The sequence below is a fragment of the Nocardia sp. NPDC050378 genome (genome assembly GCF_040655675.1).
Classification (GTDB): domain Bacteria; phylum Actinomycetota; class Actinomycetes; order Mycobacteriales; family Mycobacteriaceae; genus Nocardia; species Nocardia coubleae.
The window spans coordinates 78,464-99,861 of sequence record NZ_JBFAKI010000021.1; the positions used below are offsets into that span (position 1 = coordinate 78,464).

General features: G+C 69.2%; 12 protein-coding genes, 1 tRNA gene and 2 riboswitches. Of the genes, 8 read left to right on the forward strand and 5 right to left on the reverse strand.

Annotation, left to right across the window (positions count from 1 at the left end; translation table 11 throughout):
• Positions 1-67 precede the first annotated feature (67 nt).
• Positions 68-273: riboswitch (cobalamin riboswitch) on the reverse strand.
• Between the two features lie 154 nt (positions 274-427).
• Positions 428-597: riboswitch (cobalamin riboswitch) on the forward strand.
• A 14-nt stretch (positions 598-611) separates the two neighbouring features.
• The 3 genes from AB0I35_RS29405 to AB0I35_RS29415 are packed head-to-tail and all read left to right on the forward strand — an operon-like array spanning position 612 to position 5,380.
• On the forward strand, positions 612-2,189 hold the full coding sequence (locus AB0I35_RS29405; RefSeq protein WP_357399580.1) for an ABC transporter substrate-binding protein: 1,578 nt from the start codon (positions 612-614) through the stop codon (positions 2,187-2,189).
• 10 nt (positions 2,190-2,199) lie between these two features.
• Positions 2,200-3,174, forward strand: coding sequence for an ABC transporter permease (locus AB0I35_RS29410; RefSeq protein WP_357399581.1), 975 nt, complete (start codon positions 2,200-2,202; stop codon positions 3,172-3,174).
• Entirely contained in the window at positions 3,161-5,380 is a 2,220-nt protein-coding gene (locus tag AB0I35_RS29415) for an ATP-binding cassette domain-containing protein (protein ID WP_357399582.1), read from the forward strand. The genes AB0I35_RS29410 and AB0I35_RS29415 overlap by 14 nt, the downstream gene beginning before the upstream one ends.
• A 69-nt stretch (positions 5,381-5,449) precedes the next feature.
• Here AB0I35_RS29415 and AB0I35_RS29420 read toward each other — a convergent pair.
• Positions 5,450-5,531, reverse strand: a tRNA-Leu gene (locus AB0I35_RS29420).
• A gap of 396 nt (positions 5,532-5,927) precedes the next feature.
• On the opposite strand from AB0I35_RS29420, the gene AB0I35_RS29425 reads away from it, so the two are divergent.
• Both AB0I35_RS29425 and AB0I35_RS29430 read left to right on the forward strand, forming a co-directional pair.
• Positions 5,928-15,233: a fatty acid synthase subunit beta domain-containing protein gene (locus tag AB0I35_RS29425; RefSeq protein ID WP_357399589.1), complete on the forward strand. Its 9,306-nt coding sequence runs from the start codon at positions 5,928-5,930 to the stop codon at positions 15,231-15,233.
• Between the two features lie 11 nt (positions 15,234-15,244).
• Positions 15,245-15,682, forward strand: coding sequence for a holo-ACP synthase (locus AB0I35_RS29430; RefSeq protein ID WP_067486057.1), 438 nt, complete (start codon positions 15,245-15,247; stop codon positions 15,680-15,682).
• Between the two features lie 30 nt (positions 15,683-15,712).
• On the opposite strand, the gene AB0I35_RS29435 is transcribed toward AB0I35_RS29430, so the two are convergent.
• Positions 15,713-16,345, reverse strand: a complete 633-nt coding sequence (locus tag AB0I35_RS29435) for a TetR/AcrR family transcriptional regulator (protein ID WP_084458581.1) — start codon at positions 16,343-16,345, stop codon at positions 15,713-15,715.
• A 284-nt stretch (positions 16,346-16,629) separates the two neighbouring features.
• Here AB0I35_RS29435 and AB0I35_RS29440 point away from each other — a divergent pair, with 284 nt between their 5' ends.
• Positions 16,630-17,841, forward strand: a complete 1,212-nt coding sequence (locus AB0I35_RS29440) for a hypothetical protein (RefSeq protein ID WP_357399583.1) — start codon at positions 16,630-16,632, stop codon at positions 17,839-17,841.
• Between the two features lie 49 nt (positions 17,842-17,890).
• On the opposite strand, the gene AB0I35_RS29445 is transcribed toward AB0I35_RS29440, so the two are convergent.
• Both AB0I35_RS29445 and AB0I35_RS29450 read right to left on the reverse strand, forming a co-directional pair.
• Positions 17,891-18,655: an ABC transporter permease gene (locus AB0I35_RS29445; RefSeq protein ID WP_357399584.1), complete on the reverse strand. Its 765-nt coding sequence runs from the start codon at positions 18,653-18,655 to the stop codon at positions 17,891-17,893.
• The gene (locus tag AB0I35_RS29450) at positions 18,652-19,593 is read right to left on the reverse strand and encodes an ATP-binding cassette domain-containing protein (RefSeq protein WP_357399585.1); all 942 of its coding nucleotides are present in this window, start codon (positions 19,591-19,593) and stop codon (positions 18,652-18,654) included. Before AB0I35_RS29450 ends, AB0I35_RS29445 begins: the two co-directional genes overlap by 4 nt.
• 117 nt (positions 19,594-19,710) lie before the next feature.
• Here AB0I35_RS29450 and AB0I35_RS29455 point away from each other — a divergent pair, with 117 nt between their 5' ends.
• The gene (locus AB0I35_RS29455; protein ID WP_357399586.1) at positions 19,711-20,442 is read left to right on the forward strand and encodes a TetR/AcrR family transcriptional regulator; all 732 of its coding nucleotides are present in this window, start codon (positions 19,711-19,713) and stop codon (positions 20,440-20,442) included.
• Here the strand turns inward: AB0I35_RS29455 and bcp are convergent, their stop codons facing one another.
• A complete protein-coding gene (gene bcp / locus AB0I35_RS29460; RefSeq protein ID WP_067486928.1) occupies positions 20,443-20,916 on the reverse strand; it encodes a thioredoxin-dependent thiol peroxidase in 474 nt (157 codons plus the stop codon).
• Between the two features lie 78 nt (positions 20,917-20,994).
• Here bcp and AB0I35_RS29465 point away from each other — a divergent pair, with 78 nt between their 5' ends.
• The gene (locus tag AB0I35_RS29465) at positions 20,995-21,222 is read left to right on the forward strand and encodes a DUF3618 domain-containing protein (RefSeq protein WP_067984714.1); all 228 of its coding nucleotides are present in this window, start codon (positions 20,995-20,997) and stop codon (positions 21,220-21,222) included.
• Positions 21,223-21,398 lie beyond the last annotated feature (176 nt).

The following is a 21,398-nucleotide window of genomic DNA, read 5'->3' on the forward strand; positions in this document are numbered from 1 at the left end:
CCGGTGAGTCCGGCGGGTCGCTTGTCGGTCTGTGCGCCCAATCCTCGAGGCGAAGGCCGCCGGACACGGCGTGTCCGGCACAGCGGGCAGGTCTTCGGACTCGCGGGCACCGGCCTGATTCGGCCGACCTAGTGGCCGTCGCTTCCCAGGCGGATGCCCAGTGCTCGTTGACGGCGGTCGTTCCCACTCACCGCTGCGGGACAGTCCCGGATTCCCACCGGGTTCCCTCTCGCCGGACACCGGTATTCCGGTGTCCGGTTTCGACACGATCACCGGAGTTCGGGGCTCCGACTCCGCACGGTGAACGTGAACCAGCTGCGCCGACCATCTTAGGCCAAGGAACTCCACCGACAATGGTGAAGCACGTCATCGGCAAACGCGGCAGTCGCCGTGCGCCGCATGTCGGGGAGGTGCGACGGGAGGCCACGGTAAGGTCTGACCCGGGCGTAGGGAACACCGGTGCGAATCCGGGGCTGTCCCGCAACTGTCACCGAGGAGCGATCCGCCGATTCATGGCCACGACCTACCCAGGTTGGAAGGCCGGTGGGGAGCGTCGATCCGGGAGCCAGGATACCTGCGCCCGCGTATCGGGATCACCCACGAGGATGGCTATGGACAACTCCACATCGGCACGGTCAGGTTTCGGCCGTCGCACCTTCCTGCTCGCCGGCGCGCTCACGCTCGGCGCGATCGCGACCGGCTGCGGTTCGCCGGGCAGTCCATCGGGCGCTGCGCTGGGTCCGCCGCGGCCTGGCGGTCGTCTGCGATCAGTGATCGCGGGCCGTTCGGCGAGCGCGGACGTGCTCGACCCGCATCAGGCCGGTAGTTCGGCGGGCGGGGCGGTGTCGAAGAACGTCTGGGACAAGCTCGTCGCCTACAACAACGACCTCACCCTGCGCTACCGCCTCGCGCAGTCGCTCGAACCCAACGCCGACGGCAGCGAGTGGCGGATCACTCTGCGCCCCGGCGTGGTTTTCAGCGACGGCACCCCACTGACCTCGCGCGATGTGCTCTGGAGCTTCGAGCGGATGCTCGACCCGGCCAAGAGCTCGTCGGGGGATCTCGCCGCGGTCGACATGTCGCGCACCCGCGCCGACGGCGACCTCGCCGTGGTGGTCGCCATGAAAACACCGCTGGCCGACTTCGGTTCGGTGCTGGCGGGCTGGTACTGCTACATCGTCAAGGACGGCACGGGCACCATCGACGGCTCGGAACTGCCCGTCGGCACCGGGCCGTTCGCGCTGGTGCGGTGGTCGCCCGGTGACCGCACCCTGTTGCGCCGCAACGAGCGTTACTGGGACGGACCGGTGTATCTCGACGAGGTGGAGATCATCCAGATCGCCGAGACCGAAGCGCGTGTGAACGCCTTCCTGTCCGGGGAGGCCGAAGTGGCACACGAGATCTCGTACCTGCAGGCGAGCACCTTGGCCGACGATCCGAACGTCACGGTGGTCGTGCCACCGGCCGGATTGATGGGTGCGTTCCAAATGCGAGTGGACACAGCGCCGTTCGACGATCCGCGAGTACGGCAGGCGATGCGGTTGGCGGTGGACCGCGAGGCCATGGTGGAGTCGGTGTATTACGGATACGCCGAGGTCGGCAACGACATCTACGGCAAAGGCGCCCCGTTCTATCACGACACGCTGCCGCAACGGTCCTACGATCCGCAGCGTGCGCGTGAGCTTTTGCGCGCGGCGGGGCACGAGCAGCTGACCGTGACGCTGCCGACCGCCGACGGCTCACCGGGCATGCTCGAATCGGCGACACTGTTCGCCGAGCAGGCCAAAGCCGCCGGTATCACGATCAAGTTGGAGTCGGTACCTGCCGACACCTACTTCTCGCAGGTCAGCGGTAAGGCTCCGCTCAGTCATGTCGGCTGGTGGAACTACAGTCTCGACTACTTCTACGGCCAGACCATGACCAGCGACTCACCGAGCAACGGCACCGGCTGGCGGCGCCCGGACTGGGATGCCGAGTTCGCGCAGGCGCGTGCGGCGATGGACCCGGTTCGGCGCGCCGAACTGTATCGCGAACTGCAAGAACAACTCTGGAACGAAGGCGGCTACATCCTCTTCAGCTTCGCCAAGCGGCCCGACGCGGCGAAGAACTTCGTGGGTGGTGTTCGCGACGGTGTGCCCGGCACCGACGACTGGGCGAACTACGCGACCACCTGGCTGGCCGAGCAATGACCCGCCGGTCGTGATCGCCTACACCGCACGGCGCGTCGTCGGCGGGCTCGGTGTGCTCTGTGCTGTCGCGCTGGTGGTTTTCACGCTGTTCGAGGTACTGGACTCGGACGCGGCGACGGTGATCCTCTCGCGCACCGGCGGTGGCGCCCCCACTCCCGAGCAACTCGCCGCGTTGCGCGCCGAGCTCGGCCTCGACCGTCCGGCTCCGGTGCGCTTCGCGGAATGGCTGATCGGGTTCGCGCAGGGCGATTTCGGCACCTCGCTGATTTCGGGTCGACCCGTGCGCGATGTGCTGCTCGGGCGCGCGGTCAACAGTGTCACCCTCGCCGTGGTCACCGCCGTCCTGCTGGTTCCGGCCGCGCTCACGCTCGGGCTGGTCGCCGGTGCGCGGGCCGGGTCGCGCACCGACCGCGTGATCAGCGTCGGTGCCCTGGCGGCGGAGTCGGTGCCCTCGTTCGTCTTCGGTGTGCTGCTGGTGGCGACGGTGTCGCTGTCGCTGGGGCTGCTGCCCGCCGTTTCGCTGCTGCCGACCGGGGTCAGTGCGTTGACCCGCCCGGAGATCCTGGTGTTGCCGGTGACCTGTCTGCTCATCGGGCTGTCCCCGCATCCGGTGCGGATGGTGCGCGCTCAGACGGCCGAGGTGATGGCCAGTCCCTATATCCGGTCGGTTCGGCTCAACGGTGTCGGCGGGGTGCGGCTGATGCTGCGCCACGTCGCGCCCAACGCCGTGTCCGCCTCGATTCATCCACTCGCGGGTACGGTGGTCGGGTTGATCGGGGGCGTCGCGGTGGTGGAGACGCTGTTCTCCTATCCAGGTCTGTCGCAGGAGTTGTTGCGCGCCATCGAGGCTCGCGATTTCCCGTTCGTCCAGTCGGCGGCAGTATTACTGGCGGCCGTCGGGATCGTCATCTACCTCGTCGCGGATCTGCTCACCCTCGCGGTGAGTCCAAGAGCACGGCGGGAGGTGGGCCGTGACGGATCGTGAGAGGAAGGGGCGCAGGCGAATACGGTCCGGCTGGCTCGCTGTCGCCGTGGCGGTACTGTTCCTCGTCGTGTTCGGACCGGTCCTCGCGCCCTATTCGCCGACCGTCCCGACCGCCGCGCCGTTCCAGTCACCGTCGGCGCGGCATCTGCTTGGCACCGATGTGGTCGGACGGGATGTGCTCTCGCGCGTGCTACACGGCGGCATCGCGCTGTTGTCGACCGCTGGGCTCGCCCTGGTTGTGGCGTACGCGCTCGGGCTGGTGCTCGGTGCCTTCGCGGGCCTGCGGCGGTCCTGGGATCGCTGGATCACCGCGCCGGTCGACGCGATCATCGTGGTCCCGTGGTTTTTGCTGCTGGCGGTGATCGCCACCGCCATGGGGCCGGGCCCGGCGGCCATCGTGGTGACAGCGGCCCTGGCATCGGTGCCCTGGATCATCCGGATCGTGCGCACCTGTGTCCTCGAACTCGCCGCCACCGGGTATGTGGAGTCCGCGCGTGCGCGAGGCGAACCGCTGTGGCGGCTCGGGGTGGTGGAGGTGCTGCCCAATCTGCGGTCGGTGGTGTTCGCCGATGCGGGCGTGCGGATGTCGGCGACGATCTCGCTGGTCGCGGTGAGTGGATTCCTCGGTCTCGGCCTGCGCCCGCCCTCCTCGGACTGGGCGCTGATGATCACCGAGAACCGCCCCGGATTCGCGCTGCAACCGTGGTCGGTGCTCGCGCCCGCGTTGTTGATCATGGTGTTGGTGGTCTCGGTCAACATGGTCACCGACCACGCGTTCGGCACCGAGCACCGTCGCTCCGCACCTGAACCGCCGCGGTTCGACGGCACCGGTACCGGACTGTCGGTCGCTGGGCTCACTGTCCGCGATGCGAACAAAACTCCTGTCCTGGAATCTATTTCGTTCACGATCGGCGCGGGGGAAAGCGTAGCCGTGATCGGCCCGTCCGGTGCGGGCAAGACGACCTTGGCGCTGGCCGTACTCGGGGCGCTTGCCCCCGGGCTCTCGGCCTCTGGCACCGTCGGTATCGGCGGTCGCGACCGACACCGCACGGTGGGCTATGTCCCCCAGGACCCGGCCACCGGACTCAATCCCGCCTTGCGCATCGGCACCGCCATCGCCGAAATCGCCAGGGCTCGCGGCACATCCACCACTCGTGCCACCGTCGCCGAAGCATTGCGTCGAGTAGACCTTCCCGACGATCGCGAGTTCGCGCGACGATTTCCCCACGAACTGTCCGGTGGTCAGCAACAGCGGGTTCTGCTGGCGATGGCGCTGCTGGGCGATCCGGCGCTGTTGGTCCTCGACGAGCCGACCACCGGCCTCGACTCCCGCACCCGCGACCGTCTACTCGAGACGCTGCACCGAATTCGCCGCGAAACCTCGACCACTCTGCTGGTGATCACCCATGACCTCACCGCGGTGTCCTCGCTGATCGACCATGTGCTGGAACTGGATCGGGGCCGGGTGGTTTCGATGACTCGCTACCGCGACCGCGTCGCCGCCACCTCCCCGGTGACCCGTGTGCCGCGCCTCCCATTCGCGACCCAGCCCGTCTTGCAGGTGGACGGTCTCACTGTGACGCACCGGCGGAACGCCGAACCGGTGGTCGAAGGGGTGTCGTTCGCGCTCCACCCCGGCGAATGCGTCGCCATTTCCGGTCGGTCGGGCGCGGGCAAGACCACCGTGGCCCGCGCGCTGGTCGGCCTACACCAACCCGTGCACGGGACAATCGAACTGGACGGCTGCCGCGTGCATCCCCGCGTCGATCGACGGTCGCTCGACCACCGTCGCGCCATCCAACTGATCGCGCAAAATCCCGCGACCTCGCTGAACCCCGCTTATCGCATCGGCGGCCAGGTCGGTCGACCCCTGCGGTTACTCCACGGCATCGACGGCCTCGCCGTCACCGAGCGGACCCGGCGACTCCTCGACGACGTAGGCCTGGACCACCACCTCACCACCCGCCGCCCCAGCCAACTCTCCGGTGGCCAGCTCCAGCGGGTCGCCATCGCCCGCGCACTCGCCGCCGAACCCCGCGTCCTGATCTGCGACGAGATCACCTCCGCCCTCGATCCGCACACGCGCCGAACGGTGATCGATCTACTCGATGAACTACGCAACGCAGGGCTGGCACTGATCGTGATCAGCCACCAGGACACCGTGATCGAGCGTCTGGCAGACAAGGTGGTTCACCTGTCCGGCTGACCGCGTCGGGGAAGAACGCTGCCGGTAGCGGTCGAGGTGCGGACCCGAGGCACCGATGAACAAGAGAAGTGCGCGAGAGGGGACTTGAACCCCTACGTCCGTGGACACCAGAACCTAAATCTGGCGCGTCTGCCAATTTCGCCACTCGCGCTGGATGTGTACGACCGTCCAAACTCTACCGGGCGAATCGGGCTCTCCCAAGCGTTGGGGCGGCGTGGCGTACTGGTGGGTAACACGACCTGGGATTATAACGATTCGATAAAGCTCAATATGAGGGGCACTCATGTTTTGCAAACGGACAGTAGGGCCTCACCTGCGCGTTCAAACATGAGGCGGGGTCATGTTTCAGAATAAAGTGGTACGGGCGTGCGGAAATACTGGGTGGTAGCTGCCGTGGGGGCGGCAAACGTGAGGCTTTCCTCATGATTTTGTGCGATCGTGGCTTCTAACAGGCCCGAGGGGCTGCCGGATACGTGTGCGTGCCGTCGGTGGGCGGAGCGCCAGGAGAAGGAAGTCGAGCGACTTGACGATCAACGAGAGCACCGAGATGGGCACGGAGTCGACCGCGAAAGCCGAAGGTCGTGGCCGGGCAACGGGTGTCCGCGTGTCGCTGCTCGAGCAGTTGCGCGGTGGCGCGGGGTACGCGTTGGCCTTCGGCGGGCAGGGCGCGCAGTGGTTGCGTGAGCTCGAGGAGATCGGGCGTGACAGCGCGCTGGAATCGGAGCTGACGGCGCTGGTCGGCGAGGCCGCGGCGCTGGTCGATCCGGTTGCCACACAGTTGCTGATGGTGCGTCCCGGCGGGTTCGACCCCATGGGTTGGGTGCTCGAGAGCGAACTCGACGAGCCGGAAGAGCCGTCCTCGGCGCCTGCCGACGCGGTACTGCGTTCGGCGGCCGTTTCGATGCCCGGCGTGCTGCTCACCCAGCTCGCGGCGATTCGCGCACTGCGGCTGCAGGGTCTCGACCCGGCCGAACACGCGCCGGTCGCCGTCATCGGGCACTCCCAGGGACTGTTCGCCGCCGAGGCCGTGCGGGCCGGTGGCACGCGCGACGCGGAGCTGCTGGCGATTGCCCAGCTCGTCGGTGCGGCCGCCGGTCTGATCGCGCGCAGGCGCGGGCTGATGCCGGTGGGGGAGCGCTCGCCGATGGTCGCGGTGTCGAATGTCGATCCGGAGCAGTTGCGCGCGATCGTCGCCGAGGTGAGCGAAGGGGTCGAACCGGCGCAGGCCGCGGTGGTGTCGATCCGCAACGGGCGCAGGCGGGTCGTGCTGTCGGGCGCGCCCGCGCAGCTCGACCGGGTGCGGGCGCGCTGCGCGCAGCTGCACGAGGAGCAGAACCGTGAGCGCGAGGCGAAAATCCGTGGTGGCGCGGTGTTCTCGCCTGTCTTCGAGGACGTGACCGTCGACGTCGCCTTCCATCATCCGGCACTGGCCGAGACGGTCGACGTGGTCGCGGGCTGGGCCCGTCAGTGTGAGCTCGACGTAGACCTGGCCGCCTCCCTCGCCCAGCAGATCCTGGTCGACCCGATCGACTGGGTCGCCATCGTCGACTCCGCCGTCGAGGCGGGCACCCAGTGGATCCTCGACCTCGGCCCCGGCGACCTGCTCTCGCGCCTGACCAGCGGTTCCCTCAAGGGCACCGGTGTCGGTGTCGTCGCGGCGGCCACGCGCGCGGGTCAGCGCAGCCTGCTCACCCCGGGTGCGGCGCCCGAACCGTCGGTGCCGTGGTCGGCGTTCGCGCCCAAGCCGGTGCGCCTGCCCAACGGCCGCATCGTCGTGGAGACCGCGTTCACCCGCCTCACCGGCCGTTCGCCGATCCTGCTCGCCGGCATGACGCCGACCACGGTCGACGCGAAAATCGTTGCGGCGGCGGCCAATGCGGGGCACTGGGCGGAGCTGGCCGGTGGCGGACAGGTGACCGAACAGATCTTCGCCGACCGGATGACCGAGCTGCGCCAGCTGCTGCAGCCGGGCCGCGCGGTGCAGTTCAACTCGCTGTTCCTCGACCCGTACCTGTGGAAGCTGCAGCTCGGCGGCAAGCGGCTCGTGCAGAAGGCACGCGCGGCCGGTGCACCGCTGGACGGCGTGATCGTCACCGCGGGTATCCCCGAACTCGACGAAGCCGTCGCGCTGATCACCGAGCTCACCGAGGTCGGTATCAGCCACGTCGCCTTCAAACCGGGCACCGTCGCCCAGATCCGGGCCGTGCTGCGGATCGCCGACGAGGTGCCGGACTACCCGGTGATCATGCACATCGAAGGTGGCAAAGCGGGTGGCCACCACTCCTGGGAAGACCTGGACGACCTGCTGCTGGCCACCTACGCCGAGCTGCGCGCCCGCGCCAACGTGGTCGTCTGCGTCGGCGGCGGCATCGGCACCCCCGAGCGCGCCACCGACTACCTCACGGGCACCTGGGCCACCAACCACGGCTACCCGGTGATGCCGCTCGACGGTGTGCTCGTCGGCACTGCGGCGATGGCCACCCTCGAGGCGACCACCGCACCCGAGGTGAAGCAGCTGCTCGTCGACACCCCCGGCACCCCCGACTGGGTGGGCGCGGGCACCGCGAGCGGCGGCATGGCCTCGGGCCGCAGCCAGCTCGGCGCCGACATCCACGAGATCGACAACGCCGCCTCGCGCACCGGCCGCCTGCTCGACGAGGTCGCCGGTGACGCCGACGCCGTGGCCGCGCGCCGCGACGAGATCATCGCCGCGCTCGATGCCACCGCCAAGCCGTACTTCGGTGACGTGGCGACCATGACGTACCAGCAGTGGCTGGAACGCTATGTCTCCCTCGCCGTTTCCAGCGACGTCCCGATCTCCTTCGACTGCGGCAGCGATATCGGCGACGCGATCCGCGACGCCACTCGCTCGGAATGGCTCGACATCAGCTGGCGCGACCGGTTCGCGGAGATGATGCGCCGCACCGAGGCCCGGCTGCACCCGGCCGACCGTGGCGAGATCGAAACCCTCTTCGCCGACGACACCGACTTCGAGCACCCCGTGCAGGCGCTGTGCGCGCTGAAGAAGCAGTACCCGGCGGTCGCCGAGACCGTGCTGCACCCGGCCGACGTGCCGTTCTTCGTGTCGCTGTGCAAGACGCCGGGCAAGCCGGTGAACTTCGTGCCCGTCATCGACGCCGATGTGCGCCGCTGGTGGCGCTCGGATTCGCTGTGGCAGGCTCATGATCCGCGTTACTCGGCCGATCAGGTGTGCGCGATCCCCGGCACCGTCGCCGTCGCGGGCATCACCCGGGTCGACGAGCCGGTGGGCGAATTGCTCGACCGCTTCGAACAGGACGCCGCGTTCAGCCTGGTCCGTTCGGGTGTCACCCCGGCGCCGGTGGACGCGCGCCGGGTGGCCGGTGTGGTCGCGGGTCCGATCGACACGGTGCTGGCGGCCCCCGATGTGCAGTGGGCCGGGCGCACCACCGTCAACCCGGTGCATCGCCTCGGCGCGGTGTCGGAGTGGGTGGTCGAGCAGGGCAGCGCGGTGCACACCGGTACCGGTGCCACCCTGACCGAAACGACCGGTCCGGAAGCCGAATTCAGCTACGTCGAGCTGGTCGTTCCGTTGCTCGGCAAGGACGCGGTGCGGATCCGGATCACCGTCCCGACGAGCGTGTACTCCGGTGGGGCGCCGGTCATCACCGAAGCCGATGCCGAAGCCGCCATGTCCGCACTGCTCGGCGTGGCCGCCGGTGCTTCGCTGCCCGAGGTGAAATCCGGTGTGGCGCATCTGAACCTGGCCTGGCAGCCGGATCTGATCGCCGACCACGCGGGCGTCACCGGATCGGGTCTGCCCGAGACACTCAGCACCCTCGGCCGCACCGCGCCCGACGTGCTCGTCGGCGCCTGCTGGCCCGCCGTCTTCGCGGTGCTCGGTGCGGCGCGCACGCCCGCGGGCGGTTCGGTGATCGAGGGCATGCTCGACCTGGTCCACCTGGATCACCAGATCGAACTGCTCGCCGAACTTCCCTCGGAGACAGCGATTCTCGTCGTTCGCGCCGACGGTGGCGAAGTGGTCGACACCGATATGGGCCGCGTGGTCGAGGTGGCCGTGAGTATCGGCGTCATCCTCGATCAGGGCCTCGACGCCACCCCGCTGGCCCGGTTGGTCGAACGGTTCGCCATCCGTGGCCGCAACGGCGCCGGTGAGCTCACCGACCCGCCACGGGCCGCCGGGTCCGTGTCCGGCGCGGCCACCGACACCCCGCGTCGCCGCCGTCGCGATGTGAGCATGGCCGCGCCGCGCGCCATGCACGCCTTCGCCGCCGTCTCGGGCGACCACAACCCGATCCACACCAGTGAGGCCGCCGCCAAGCTGGCCGGCCTGGGCAGCCCGATCGTGCACGGCATGTGGCTCTCGGCCGCCGCCCAGCACGCCGTGGTTGCGGTGGATCCCGAAAGCTCCGTTCCCGCACGCACTCTCACGGCATGGACCACCCGGTTCCTCGGCATGGTGCGCCCCGGCGCGACCGTGGACGTGCGGGTGGAGCGGATCGCGGTGGACGCCGGCGCCGAGATCGTCGAGGTCTCCTGCCGCGTCGAGGGTGACCTGGTCATGACCGCGACCGGGCGCACCGCCGCCCCGAAGACCGTGTACGCCTTCCCCGGGCAGGGCATCCAGCGCAAGGGGATGGGCCTGGACGCACTGACCCGCTCGAAGGCGGCCAAGCGGGTGTGGGAGCGTGCCGACGCGCACACCCGCGAAGCACTCGGTTTCTCGATCCTGGCGGTGGTGCGCGACAACCCCACCTACCTCAAGGCGCGCGGTGTCGAACACCGTCACCCCGACGGCGTGTTGCACCTGACCCAGTTCACCCAGGTCGCCATGGCCACCCTCGGTGTCGCCCAGGTCGCCGAGTTGCGCGAGGCCGGTGCCTTCGTCGAAGGCGCCATGCTGGCCGGGCACTCGGTCGGTGAGTACAACGCGCTGGCCGCCGTCGCCGGTGTGCTGCCGCTGGAAGCCGTGCTCGAGGTGGTGTTCCAGCGTGGTTCGGCCATGCACGAGCTGGTCCCGCGTGACGCCCAGGGCCGCAGCGACTACCGGATGGCCGCCATCCGCCCGTCGCAGATCGGCCTGCCCGACGACGAGGTCATCGACTTCGTCAACGGCATCGGCGAAGCGACCGGTGAGTTCCTCGAGGTCGTGAACCTGAACCTGCGCGGCTCGCAGTACGCCATCGCGGGCACCGTGGCCGGGCTCGAGGCCCTGGAGACCGAGATCGACCGTCGCCGCGCCGAGTTCGGTGGCAAGCGAGCGTTCATCCTGGTTCCCGGTATCGACGTGCCGTTCCACTCCTCGGTACTGCGCGACGGCGTGCCGGAGTTCCGGCACAAGCTCGAACAGCTGCTGCCCACCGAGGTGCACCCGGAGGTGCTCGTCGGGCGCTACATCCCGAACCTGGTGCCGCGGCCGTTCTCGCTGGAGCGGGAATTCCTCGCCGAGATCGCCGAACTCGTGCCGTCGGAGCCGCTGCAGGCGGTGCTCGCCGACTTCGACAGCTGGGCCGAGCGCGACGCCGAACTGTGCCGCGTGGTGCTGATCGAGCTGCTGGCCTGGCAGTTCGCCAGCCCGGTCCGCTGGATCGAGACCCAGGACCTGCTGTTCACCGACACCGCCCACGGTGGTCTCGGCGTGGAGCGTTTCGTCGAGATCGGTCTGGGTGCCACCCCGACCGTGGCGAACCTGGCGAGCCAGACGCTGAAGCTGCCCGCGTTCGGTGGGGCGACGGTCGAGGTGGTCAATGTCGAGCGCGACGCCGCGGTCGTCTACTCCACCGACACCGATCCCGCGCCGGTCGAGGACGACATCGAGGAGACCCCGGCCGCCGAAACCCCGGCCGCCGCAGCCGCTCCCGTGGCCGCCGCACCGGTGGCGACCGGTGGGCCGCGCCCCGACGACATCGCCTTCACCGCCGCCGACGCCACCCGCGTGCTCATCGCGCTGTGGACCAAGCTGCGGCTTGACCAGATCGGTCCGGTCGACACCATCGAGGGCCTCTGCGACGGTGTGTCCTCGCGACGCAACCAGTTGCTGGTCGACCTCGGCGCGGAGCTCTCGCTCGGTGCCATCGACGGTGCCGCCGACGCCGACATGGGCGCGCTCGCGGCCACCGTCGAACGCCTGGCCCGCACCTACAAGCCCTTCGGCACCGTGCTCACCGACGCCATCGGCGACCACCTGCGCAAGGTCTTCGGACCGTCGGGCAAGCGGCCCGCCGCCATCACCGACCGGGTCAAGAAGGTCTGGGAACTGGGTGACGGCTGGGCCAGCCACGTCACCGCCGAGGTCTCCCTCGGCACCCGCGAAGGTGCCAGCGTGCGCGGCGGGGACCTCGGCGGACTCGTCGGTGGCGCCCTCACCGACGCCGCCTCCGTCGATGCCGCCATCGACGCGGCCGTGCAGGCCGTCGCCGCCCGGCGCGGGGTCGCGGTCTCGCTGCCCTCGGCCGGTGGCGCGTCCGGCGGCACCGTCGACGCGGCCGCGCTGGGTGAGTTCACCGAGCAGATCACCGGTCGTGACGGCGTGCTCGCCACGGCGGCCCGGGTGGTGCTCGAGCAGCTCGGCCTCAGCGAGCAGGTGAGCGCGCCCGAAGCCACCCCCGACACCCTCGTCGACCTCGTGTCGGCCGAACTGGGTTCGGACTGGCCGCGTCTGGTGGCTCCCGCGTTCGACGCCCGCAAGGCCGTCCTCATCGACGACCGCTGGGCCACCGCCCGCGAGGACCTCGCCAGGATGTGGCTCGGCAACGACGCCGAGACCGCCCAGCTGTCGATCAACGGCTACTACGGTGCCGGGGAAGCGGTTGCCGCACAGGCGAACTGGTGGCGTCAGCGGGCCATGCACGAGGCCCGCTCGGTGCTGGCCGGGGTGTACGCGCAGATCGCGCAGGCCGCCCTCGACACCAGCGAACCGGGGCTGTGGTCCGACGACGTCGCCGTGATCACCGGTGCCAGCAAGGGTTCCATCGCCGCCGCCGTCACCGGCAAACTGCTCGGCGGCGGTGCCACCGTGGTGGTGACCACCTCGAGCCTGAACGACGAACGGCTGCGGTTCTACCGTTCGCTGTACCGCGACAACGCCCGCCACGGCGCGGCGCTGTGGGTGGTGCCCGCGAACATGGCCTCCTACCAGGACCTGGACGCGCTCATCGAGTGGGTCGGGTCCGAGCAGGTGGACAACGCCGGTGGCGCCAAGATCAAGGTCAAGGACGCCATGACCCCGACGCTGCTGCTGCCGTTCGCGGCGCCGCGTGTCGCGGGCGATCTCGCCGACGCCGGTGCGCGCGCCGAAATGGAGATGCGCGTACTGCTGTGGTCGGTGGAGCGGCTGATCGGTGGTCTGTCCGCCCTCGGCGCCGACCACGACGTCGACGCGAAACTGCATGTGGTGCTTCCGGGTTCGCCCAACCGTGGCCTCTTCGGTGGCGACGGCGCCTACGGCGAGTCCAAGGCCGCGCTCGACGCGGTGGTCACCAAGTGGCGGGCCGAGAAGTCCTGGGCCGCACGGGTCACCCTGGTGCACGCGCTGATCGGCTGGGTGCGCGGCACCGGGCTGATGGGCCACAACGACCCGATGGTCGAGGCCGTCGAGGCGGCGGGCGTGCACACCTGGTCGACGATCGAGATGGCCGACGAACTGCTGAAGTGGTGCAGCTCGCGTGCCCGTCAGGTGACGGTCACCGGCCCGCAGCAGATCGACCTGACCGGTGGCCTGGCCCGCGCCAAGCTCGACCTGCCCGCGCTGGCCAAGCAGGCACAGGAAGCCGCGGCCGCGGCCGAGGAGGAAGCGGCCACCGCCGCGACCATCGCCGCGTTGCCCGCACCGCCCACCATGAGCTCGGCGCTGCCGGTGCCCGAATGGGGCGAGGTGACCGCTGATCTCAGCGAGATGGTCGTCATCGTCGGCGCGGGCGAGCTCGGCCCGTACGGCTCCGCGCGCACCCGTTTCGAGATGGAGGTCGAGGACGAGCTCTCGGCCGCCGGCGTGCTCGAGTTGGCTTGGACCACCGGTCTGATCCGCTGGGAGAACGAGCCGAAGCCGGGCTGGTACGACACCGAATCCGGGGACTTCGTGCCCGAGGAAGAGGTGGCCGAGCGCTACCACGACACCGTCGTCGAACGCTGCGGTGTGCGCCGCTACGAAGACGACGGCGCCATGCTCGACAATGCCGCGCCGCTGCTCACCTCGGTGTTCCTCGATCAGGACCTGTCGTTCACGGTGGCGAGCGAGGCCGAGGCCCGCGCGTTCCACACCGCCGATCCCGAGCACACGGTGATCACGCCGGTCGCCGATTCCGGCGACTGGACCGTCACCCGCAAAGCGGGCACCGAGATCCGGGTGCCGCGCAAGGCGAAGCTGTCGCGTGTGGTCGGCGGTCAGATCCCCACCGGCTGGGACCCGACCATCTGGGGCATCTCCGCCGACATGGCGGCCTCGATCGACCGGGTGGCGCTGTGGAACATCGTCTGCACCGTCGACGCGTTCGTCTCAGCGGGCTTCAGCCCCGACGAGCTGATGAGCTGGGTGCACCCGAGCCTGGTGGCCAACACCCAGGGCACCGGCATGGGCGGCATGTCCTCGATGCGTTCGCTCTACGTCGACAACCTGCTCGGCGAACCGCGCCCGAACGACATCCTGCAGGAGGCACTGCCCAACGTCGCACTCGCGCACGTGGTGCAGTCCTACGTCGGCAGCTACGGCGCCATGGTGCACCCGGTCGCGGCGTGCGCCACGGCGGCGGTCTCGGTGGAGGAAGGCGTCGACAAGATCCGGCTCGGCAAGGCCGAGGTCGTGGTCGCCGGTGGTTATGACGATCTCGGCATCGAGGGCATCGTCGGCTTCGGTGACATGTCGGCCACCGCCGACTCGGCGGCCATGCGCGCCAAGGGCATCAGCGACCGCTACTTCTCCCGCGCCAACGACCGCAGGCGCGGCGGCTTCGTGGAATCGCAGGGTGGCGGCACCGTGCTGCTGGCCCGCGGTGACGTGGCCGTGGAGATGGGTCTGCCGGTGCTGGGTGTACTCGCCTTCGCGCAGTCCTTCGCCGATGGTGTGCACACGTCCATCCCGGCACCGGGTCTCGGTGCGCTGGGTGCGGGGCGTGGCGGCAGTGGTTCGCGGCTGGCCGCCGAGTTGCGCAAGCTCGGTGTCACCCCGGACGACATCGCGGTGATCTCCAAGCACGACACCTCCACCGCCGCCAACGATCCCAACGAGTCGGAGCTGCACGAGCGGCTCGCGGGCGCACTGGGCCGCAGTGAGGGCGCACCGCTGTTCGTGGTGTCGCAGAAGAGCCTCACCGGTCACGCCAAGGGCGGCGCGGCGGCCTTCCAGCTCATCGGCCTGTGCCAGGTGCTGGAAAACGGTGTGGTGCCGCCGAACCGGAGCCTGGACTGTGTCGACGAGAAGATGCAGGCCTACCCGCACCTGGTGTGGGCCCGCGAACCGCTGCGCTTCGGCGAGAAGTTCGCGCTCAAGGCGGGTCTGGTGACCTCGCTCGGCTTCGGGCACGTGTCGGGCCTGCTCGCGGTGGTGCATCCGCAGGCGTTCCTCGCCGCGATCGAACCGGGTGCGCGCGCGGAGTACCAGGAGCGGGCGCAGGCGCGTCAGCTGGCGGGCAGGCAGCGTTTCGCCGAGGCCATGTGCGGCGGCGCGGCACTGTACGAGAAGCCGGCCGATCGTCGCCTCGGCGCCGACGGCACCCCGGCCGAGCAGGTCCGGCAGCTCGAGGCCGACATGCTGCTCTCGCCGACGGCCCGCCTCGACCAGGGGCTGTACCGGGCCAACGGAATCGGTTGCGAGACCGGGCTGCTCGGTTCCGCTCCGCAGACCAGCGAAGCGTCGTAGGCTGCCGCTTCGTGACGATTCTCGGTATCGGCTTGGACCTGGTCACCATTTCCGAGTTCGCCGAACAGCTGCAGCGGCCCGGGTCGGCCATGCTCAGGGAGACGTTCACCGCCGGTGAACGCCGCTACTGCCAGAGCAAGCAGACCGACCCGGCCCGCAGCTTCGCCGCCCGCTGGGCCGCGAAGGAAGCGGTGCTCAAAGCCTGGGCATCGTCGCGCTTCGCGCGCAGCCCGCAGATCGGGGACAACCCGTATCCGCTGATCGAGGTGGTCAACGACGCGTGGGGCAGGCCGAGCATCAAACTGCACGGCCTGGCCGCAGAGTTCCTGCCGCGCGTGCGCGTGCACCTGTCGCTGACCCACGACGGCGACACCGCCGCGGCCATGGTGGTGCTCGAAGATCCAGGTGAACTAGCCGACCTCATCGAAGGACGGGTAGGAAACTCCTAGCGCCGCAGCCGTTCCGGACCCGGGTCGAGGTCACTCCTCCGACCCGGGTCCTTTCACGTGCCTGGACTCCTTCTCGGCGACGAGCAGATACGCCACCATCAGCCGCTTGAGTTCGGCGACGGCGTCGGCGTTGGACTGCTCGTCCTGCACCGAGAAGTTGAGCATCGAATAGACGACGTGCACCAGCACCTCGGCCATCATCGTGCGCCGGGCGCGGGGAGTGCGCGGGGTGAGCGGTCGCAGCATCTGCGACACGACCTCGGCGAACTCCTTCTCGTGCAACGCGCCCGTCGCCCGGGTGGACGGGGTGGACTGCATCGCCAGCCACACCTCGCGCCGCGACGGATCGGTGGTCCACAGATTCGCCAGGTGATCCACGAACTGGTTCATGTGCCGCAACCAGTCCAGCGACGGCACCTCGCCGTGGAAATCGGCGAGCTCACGCGAAACCGCGACGAGGTCTTGCCGATTCAGCTCACAGACGATCACGTACTTGTTGGCGAAGAACTGATAGAGCGTGCCGATCGGCACCTCGGCGCGCTGGGCGACCTCTTCACAGGTGAACGATTCGAAACCCACCTCGACCAGCAGTTCTCGCGAGGCCTGCAGCAATGCGTCGAACTTGCGTTTGCTGCGCTCCTGGGTGGGTCGCTTGCGCGGCATCAATTCCTGTGGATCGTCCTGCAATTCCAGCGCGGGGTCCGGGCGGTGCTGCTTGGACCGGGCCTGCGCATGTACTTCCACCCATCCAGGCTAGCGCTAGAGGGACCTATACGACATCCGCATACCCGAAGCGTGTCAGGAACCGGTGTGATTCCCACCCATCCGCCCCGTGACCGGTGACGAATCATCAGATGAGCGTGCGTGCATCCGCACGCTGATTCGCGGTTGGTACCGCACCGCGTCGCACAAGGGGCATCGTTTCGCTACAGGGGAAGGCAAGACTGGTGGCAGCAGTATCAGTGGTAACCCTCGGCGTGAGCACCGAGCGTGGAGCCGTGCACGCGGTCGCGCTCGCCGAGACGGGCAGCACCCTCACCGATCGGATGGTGCTGCGGCGCACCGTCCGCACCGCCGGTGACAGCAGACCGGAGATGGCCGAGGCGGTACGCGTCGCGCTCGACGCCCTCGCCTCCGAACTCGGTGACGACCACGAGATCGCCGGTGCGGCAGTCGGATACCGCGATGCCGCCGATCGCCGCGCCATCGTCACCCATCTGGCGACCACGTCGTGGAGTACGGCGTCGCTGGTGTCGGCCAAGTCGGCGCACCTGTTCGTCGGCGGCGTGATGACCTGGCTCGACGAATTCGACACCCTGCTCGTCTACGAGGCGGTGCCGGGCTACCAGGCGATGACCCTGCTCGATCCGGGCAGGCACCGCGTGCTCGCCGCGTGCTCGCAGACCGGTCCGTCCACACCCGAGGCGCTGCGTGCCGGGGTGGCGGCGGCAGGCGACCAGCTGGACGCGGCATCGGTGCGCCCGGGCGCGGTGGTGCTCATCGGCTCGTCGGCCGACGCGCCCGCCGTGCGCGAGGCCGCCGCGGGCTTCGGGGTGCCGGTGCTGCCGTGTCGGCTGGCCGGTTACGCGCCCGCCGCCGGTGCCGCACTCGTCGCGCTCGGTGACACGAAGGTGGTGCCGCTCACCGGGCCCGCGCGATCCCGTCGCGGCACCGCGGTGGCCGCCGCGGCGGCCAGTGTGCTGGCGGGTGGACTCGTGGTCGGTGGTTCCTACGCGCTGATGGACGGCGGCACGCCCGCGGTCGACAACACCGCCGTGTCCTCCGAACCCGGCCGGGCACCGGCACATCCGGCCCCGGCGCCGCACGCACAGGACGCCGCCGATTCCGGTTCCGCCGGTGGGATCGGCTCGGGTAGCGGCCTCGCGGTCGACCCGACACCGCCCACCGACATCTGGCCCTACGAGAAGGTGTCACCGAACCCGCAACTGGTGAATCCCGCGGTGTTCCCGCTGGACTACCCGACCCAGCTCTACGGCGACGGGGCCGAGGACGAGCCGCTCCCGCTGGAACCGGTACAGCCGGTCGTCCCGGAGATCCCGGTCGCCGTGCAGACCGTGCCGGGCACCGGCATCCCGCTCAGCATGCAACCCGCTCAGGCGATGACACCGCCGGGCGGGATGTCACAGTCGGCCGACTGAGCCGCACACGGGCCGCGCGAGACGATCGCGCGGCCCGTGTCGTTTCCGCTCAGGAATTGGTGCGGCGCTGGAACATCCACCGCGCGGCCAGATACCCGACCACCGCGATGCCGCCGCACCACAGCACCGCGAGCAGGGCGCTGTCACCGATGGGCGTGCCCATCAGCAGCCCGCGCATCGTCTCGATCACCGGCGTCACCGGCTGATTCTCGGCGAAAGTGTGCAGCCAGGTCGGCATGGTCGAGGTCGGCACGAACGCGCTGCTCACATACGGCAGGAACATGAAGAAGAACGTGAACCCGTTGGCCGCCTCCGGATTGCGCGCCACCATTCCCAGAGCCGCCGACAACCACGACAACGCGAACACGAACATCGCGAGCACGCCCGCCACGCCGAGCCAGCGCACCGGATCGGTCGTCGGCCGAAAGCCCAGCACCACGGCCACGCCGATCACGACGGCCGAGGTGACCAGATTGCGCAACACGCTCTCCACGACATGTCCGGTGAGGACCGCCGAGCGGGCGATCGCCATCGCCCGGAACCGGTCGACAATGCCCTCGGCCAGATCCGTCGACAGCGCCACCGCCGTGGTCGAGGCGCCGAAACCCGCGCACAGCAGGATGATTCCGGGCACCACGTAGTCGATGTAGGCGCCGTCGACGCGCATCGCGCCGCCGAAGACGTAGACGAACATCAGCAGGATCATCACCGGCAGGGCGATGGTCATGATCATGGTGTCCGGGCTGCGCAGGGTGTGACGGATATTGCGGTCGAGCATGGTGACCGAATCCTGCACGGTGGTCAGGGCGCTCATGCCGCCACCGCCGTCCGGCCGGTCAACGCGAAGAACACATCGTCGAGGTCGGGAGTGTGCACGGTGAGCTGCTCGATGGCGATGCCGAGTTCGGCGAACCGGTCGAGCAGCAGTTTGATCTCCACGGCGCTACCTGTCGAGGACACCTGCATGCTCAGTTGTTCGGCGTCGACGTGTGCGCTCGGCACCGCCTTCGCCGCCGCGGTGAGCAGGGTGTGATCGGCGAATCGGAACCGGAGGTGCCCGCCGGGGACCAGCCGCTTGAGTTCCTCCGGGGTGCCGTCGGCGACGATGCGCCCGCCGTCGAGGACGGCGATGCGGTCGGCGAGCTGGTCGGCCTCCTCCAAGTATTGCGTGGTGAGGAAGACGGTGGTGCCCTCGGCGGCGAGTTCGCGGATGGCGGTCCACAGATCACGGCGGCTGCGTGGGTCCAGGCCGGTGGTCGGCTCGTCGAGGAAGACCAGCCGGGGGCGGCCCATCAGGCTCATGGCCAGATCGAGTCGGCGTCGCATGCCGCCCGAGTAGGTGTCGACCGGTTTGGCCGCGGCGTCGACGAGATCGAACCGGTCGAGCAATGCGGCACTGCGGCGGGCGATTTCAGGCTTGTCCAGGTGCAGCAGCTTGCCGGTGAGGCGCAGGTTCTCGTGGCCGGTGAGCACTCCGTCGACGGCCGCGAACTGGCCGGTGACGCCGATCAGCGAGCGCACGTCGTCGGCCTCGGTGACCGGGTCGTGGCCGAGGACGCGCAGTTCGCCGCGATCCGGCCGGGTGAGGGTGGCGAGGATGCGAACCAGGGTGGTCTTGCCCGCGCCGTTGGGGCCGAGCAGGGCGAAGACGGTGCCCGCGCGGACTTCGAGGTCGAGGTCGTCGAGGACGACGTGGGTGCCGAATGACTTGTGCAGCTGCCGCACCGAGAGTGCGGGTGGTTCGGGTGCCATGGTTTCTCCGATCGATGCCACTGTTTATGGCCTATATTGTTTATAGGCTAAACAGTTGACCGGCACAAGGGGGCCGCCGGTTACAGTCGTGGCGGAGCGAAGGAGGCGGACGAGTCGATGACGACCGGCGAAGCGGCGTTACCCAGAGCGGTGGAACTGATGTGGGGACTGGCCCAGCCGGCCGGTCGCGGACCGAAACGGGCGCTCACCATCGACCAGATCGTCGATGCCGCGATCGAGGTCGCCGACGCGGAAGGCGTCGCCGCGCTGTCGATGAGCAGGGTGGCCAAGCAGCTCGGCTTCACCGCCATGTCGCTGTACCGCTACGTCGACAGCAAGGACACCCTGCTCGACCTGCTGATGGATCGCGTGGTCGGCGCGCCACCGGACATCCCCGCCGGAACCTCCTGGCGCGCAGGTCTCGAACAATGGGCTTTCGCCGAGTTCGACCGGATCGGCAGGCATCCGTGGTGGATCGACATCCCGCTGGCCCGGCCGCCGATGGGCCCGAACAATATGGCCTGGCTCGAGGTGGCGCTCGGCGCGCTCGCCGGGACCGGCGTGCCGGAGCCGACGAAGCTCGAGCTGGTGATGAACGTGTCGGTCTACGTCATCGGCAAATGCCGCATGCTGCGTGATCTGCAGACCGTCGAAGGTGCCGATTTCGCGTCGGTGATGGCGCGCGTGCTCGACCCACAGCGGTTCCCGGCGGTCACGGCGGCCATGTCGGGTGCGGCGTTCGACGGCGAGAGCGACGTCCATTTCGACTGGGCCAGAGCGGATTTCGAATTCGGGCTGGCGCGGATGCTCGACGGTTTCGAGGTATTCATCCGCACCTTCGCCGAGTAGCTACACCGACAGGTCGCGGCGCAGTTTCGCCACGTGGCCGGTGGCGCGCACGTTGTACTGAGCCACCTCGATCGCACCCTGCTCGTCGACGAGGAAGGTCGAGCGGATCACGCCGGTGACGGTCTTGCCGTACATCTTCTTCTCGCCGAACGCGCCCCACTGCTGCAGCACGGTGCGCTCGGGGTCGGACAGCAGCGGGAAGGTGAGGCCCTCGGCGTCGCGGAACTTGGCCAGTTTGGCCGGCTTGTCCGGGGAGATACCGAGGACGGCGATCCCGGCCTCGTTCAGTTCGGCGAGATTGTCGCGGAAATCGCAGGCCTGCTTGGTGCAGCCCGGGGTCGAGGCGGCCGGGTAGAAGTAGACGATCACCTTGCGGCCACGGTAGTCCGACAGTGACACGTCCTTGCCGTCGGCGTCGGGCAGCGTGAAATCGGGTGCGGTGTCTCCGGGGGAGAGGCGATGGTTGTCGGTCACCACCGCACGGTAACCGACCGGGTCCGCTGACGGCATGGATAGACTCGGGCGAGCACAGACACATACCTGGAGGTGACGGTGGCCAAGGACGACACCGACCGGATCGAACGCGAGATCGAGATCGCGCGCGCCCGGTTGGCGACCACGCTCGACGAACTGGCGGTGCGCGCCGATCCGCAGCGGATCGCCGACGACACGAAGGCGATCGTGGTCGCCAAGTTCAACGAGCCCAAGGTCAAATACACGCTGATCGGCGCGGGTGCCCTCGTAGCGGGCCTGGTCCTGGTCAAACTCTTCCGCCGCTGACAAACGGCCCGAAACACAGAAACACCCGATGCGGCACAAGCCACATCGGGTGTTCTGCATTCAACGCACCCACCCCTCCCCGACCTCGAGGAGGGGACGCCGCGAAGCGGCGGTTGGCGGCCGTCCCGACGATCAGGCACCGTTGCTTGCTCCTTCGTCGCCTACGCAACGGCACC

Bases quoted from the DNA above. Each gene is read 5' to 3' on its own strand.
- AB0I35_RS29405 (WP_357399580.1), top strand. From the start codon at position 612: ATGGACAACTCCACATCGGCACGGTCAGGTTTCGGCCGTCGCACCTTC.
- AB0I35_RS29425 (WP_357399589.1), top strand. From the start codon at position 5,928: ATGGGCACGGAGTCGACCGCGAAAGCCGAAGGTCGTGGCCGGGCAACG.
- AB0I35_RS29435 (WP_084458581.1), bottom strand. From the start codon at position 16,345: ATGCCGCGCAAGCGACCCACCCAGGAGCGCAGCAAACGCAAGTTCGAC.
- AB0I35_RS29445 (WP_357399584.1), bottom strand. From the start codon at position 18,655: ATGAGCGCCCTGACCACCGTGCAGGATTCGGTCACCATGCTCGACCGC.
- AB0I35_RS29450 (WP_357399585.1), bottom strand. From the start codon at position 19,593: ATGGCACCCGAACCACCCGCACTCTCGGTGCGGCAGCTGCACAAGTCA.
- AB0I35_RS29455 (WP_357399586.1), top strand. From the start codon at position 19,711: ATGACGACCGGCGAAGCGGCGTTACCCAGAGCGGTGGAACTGATGTGG.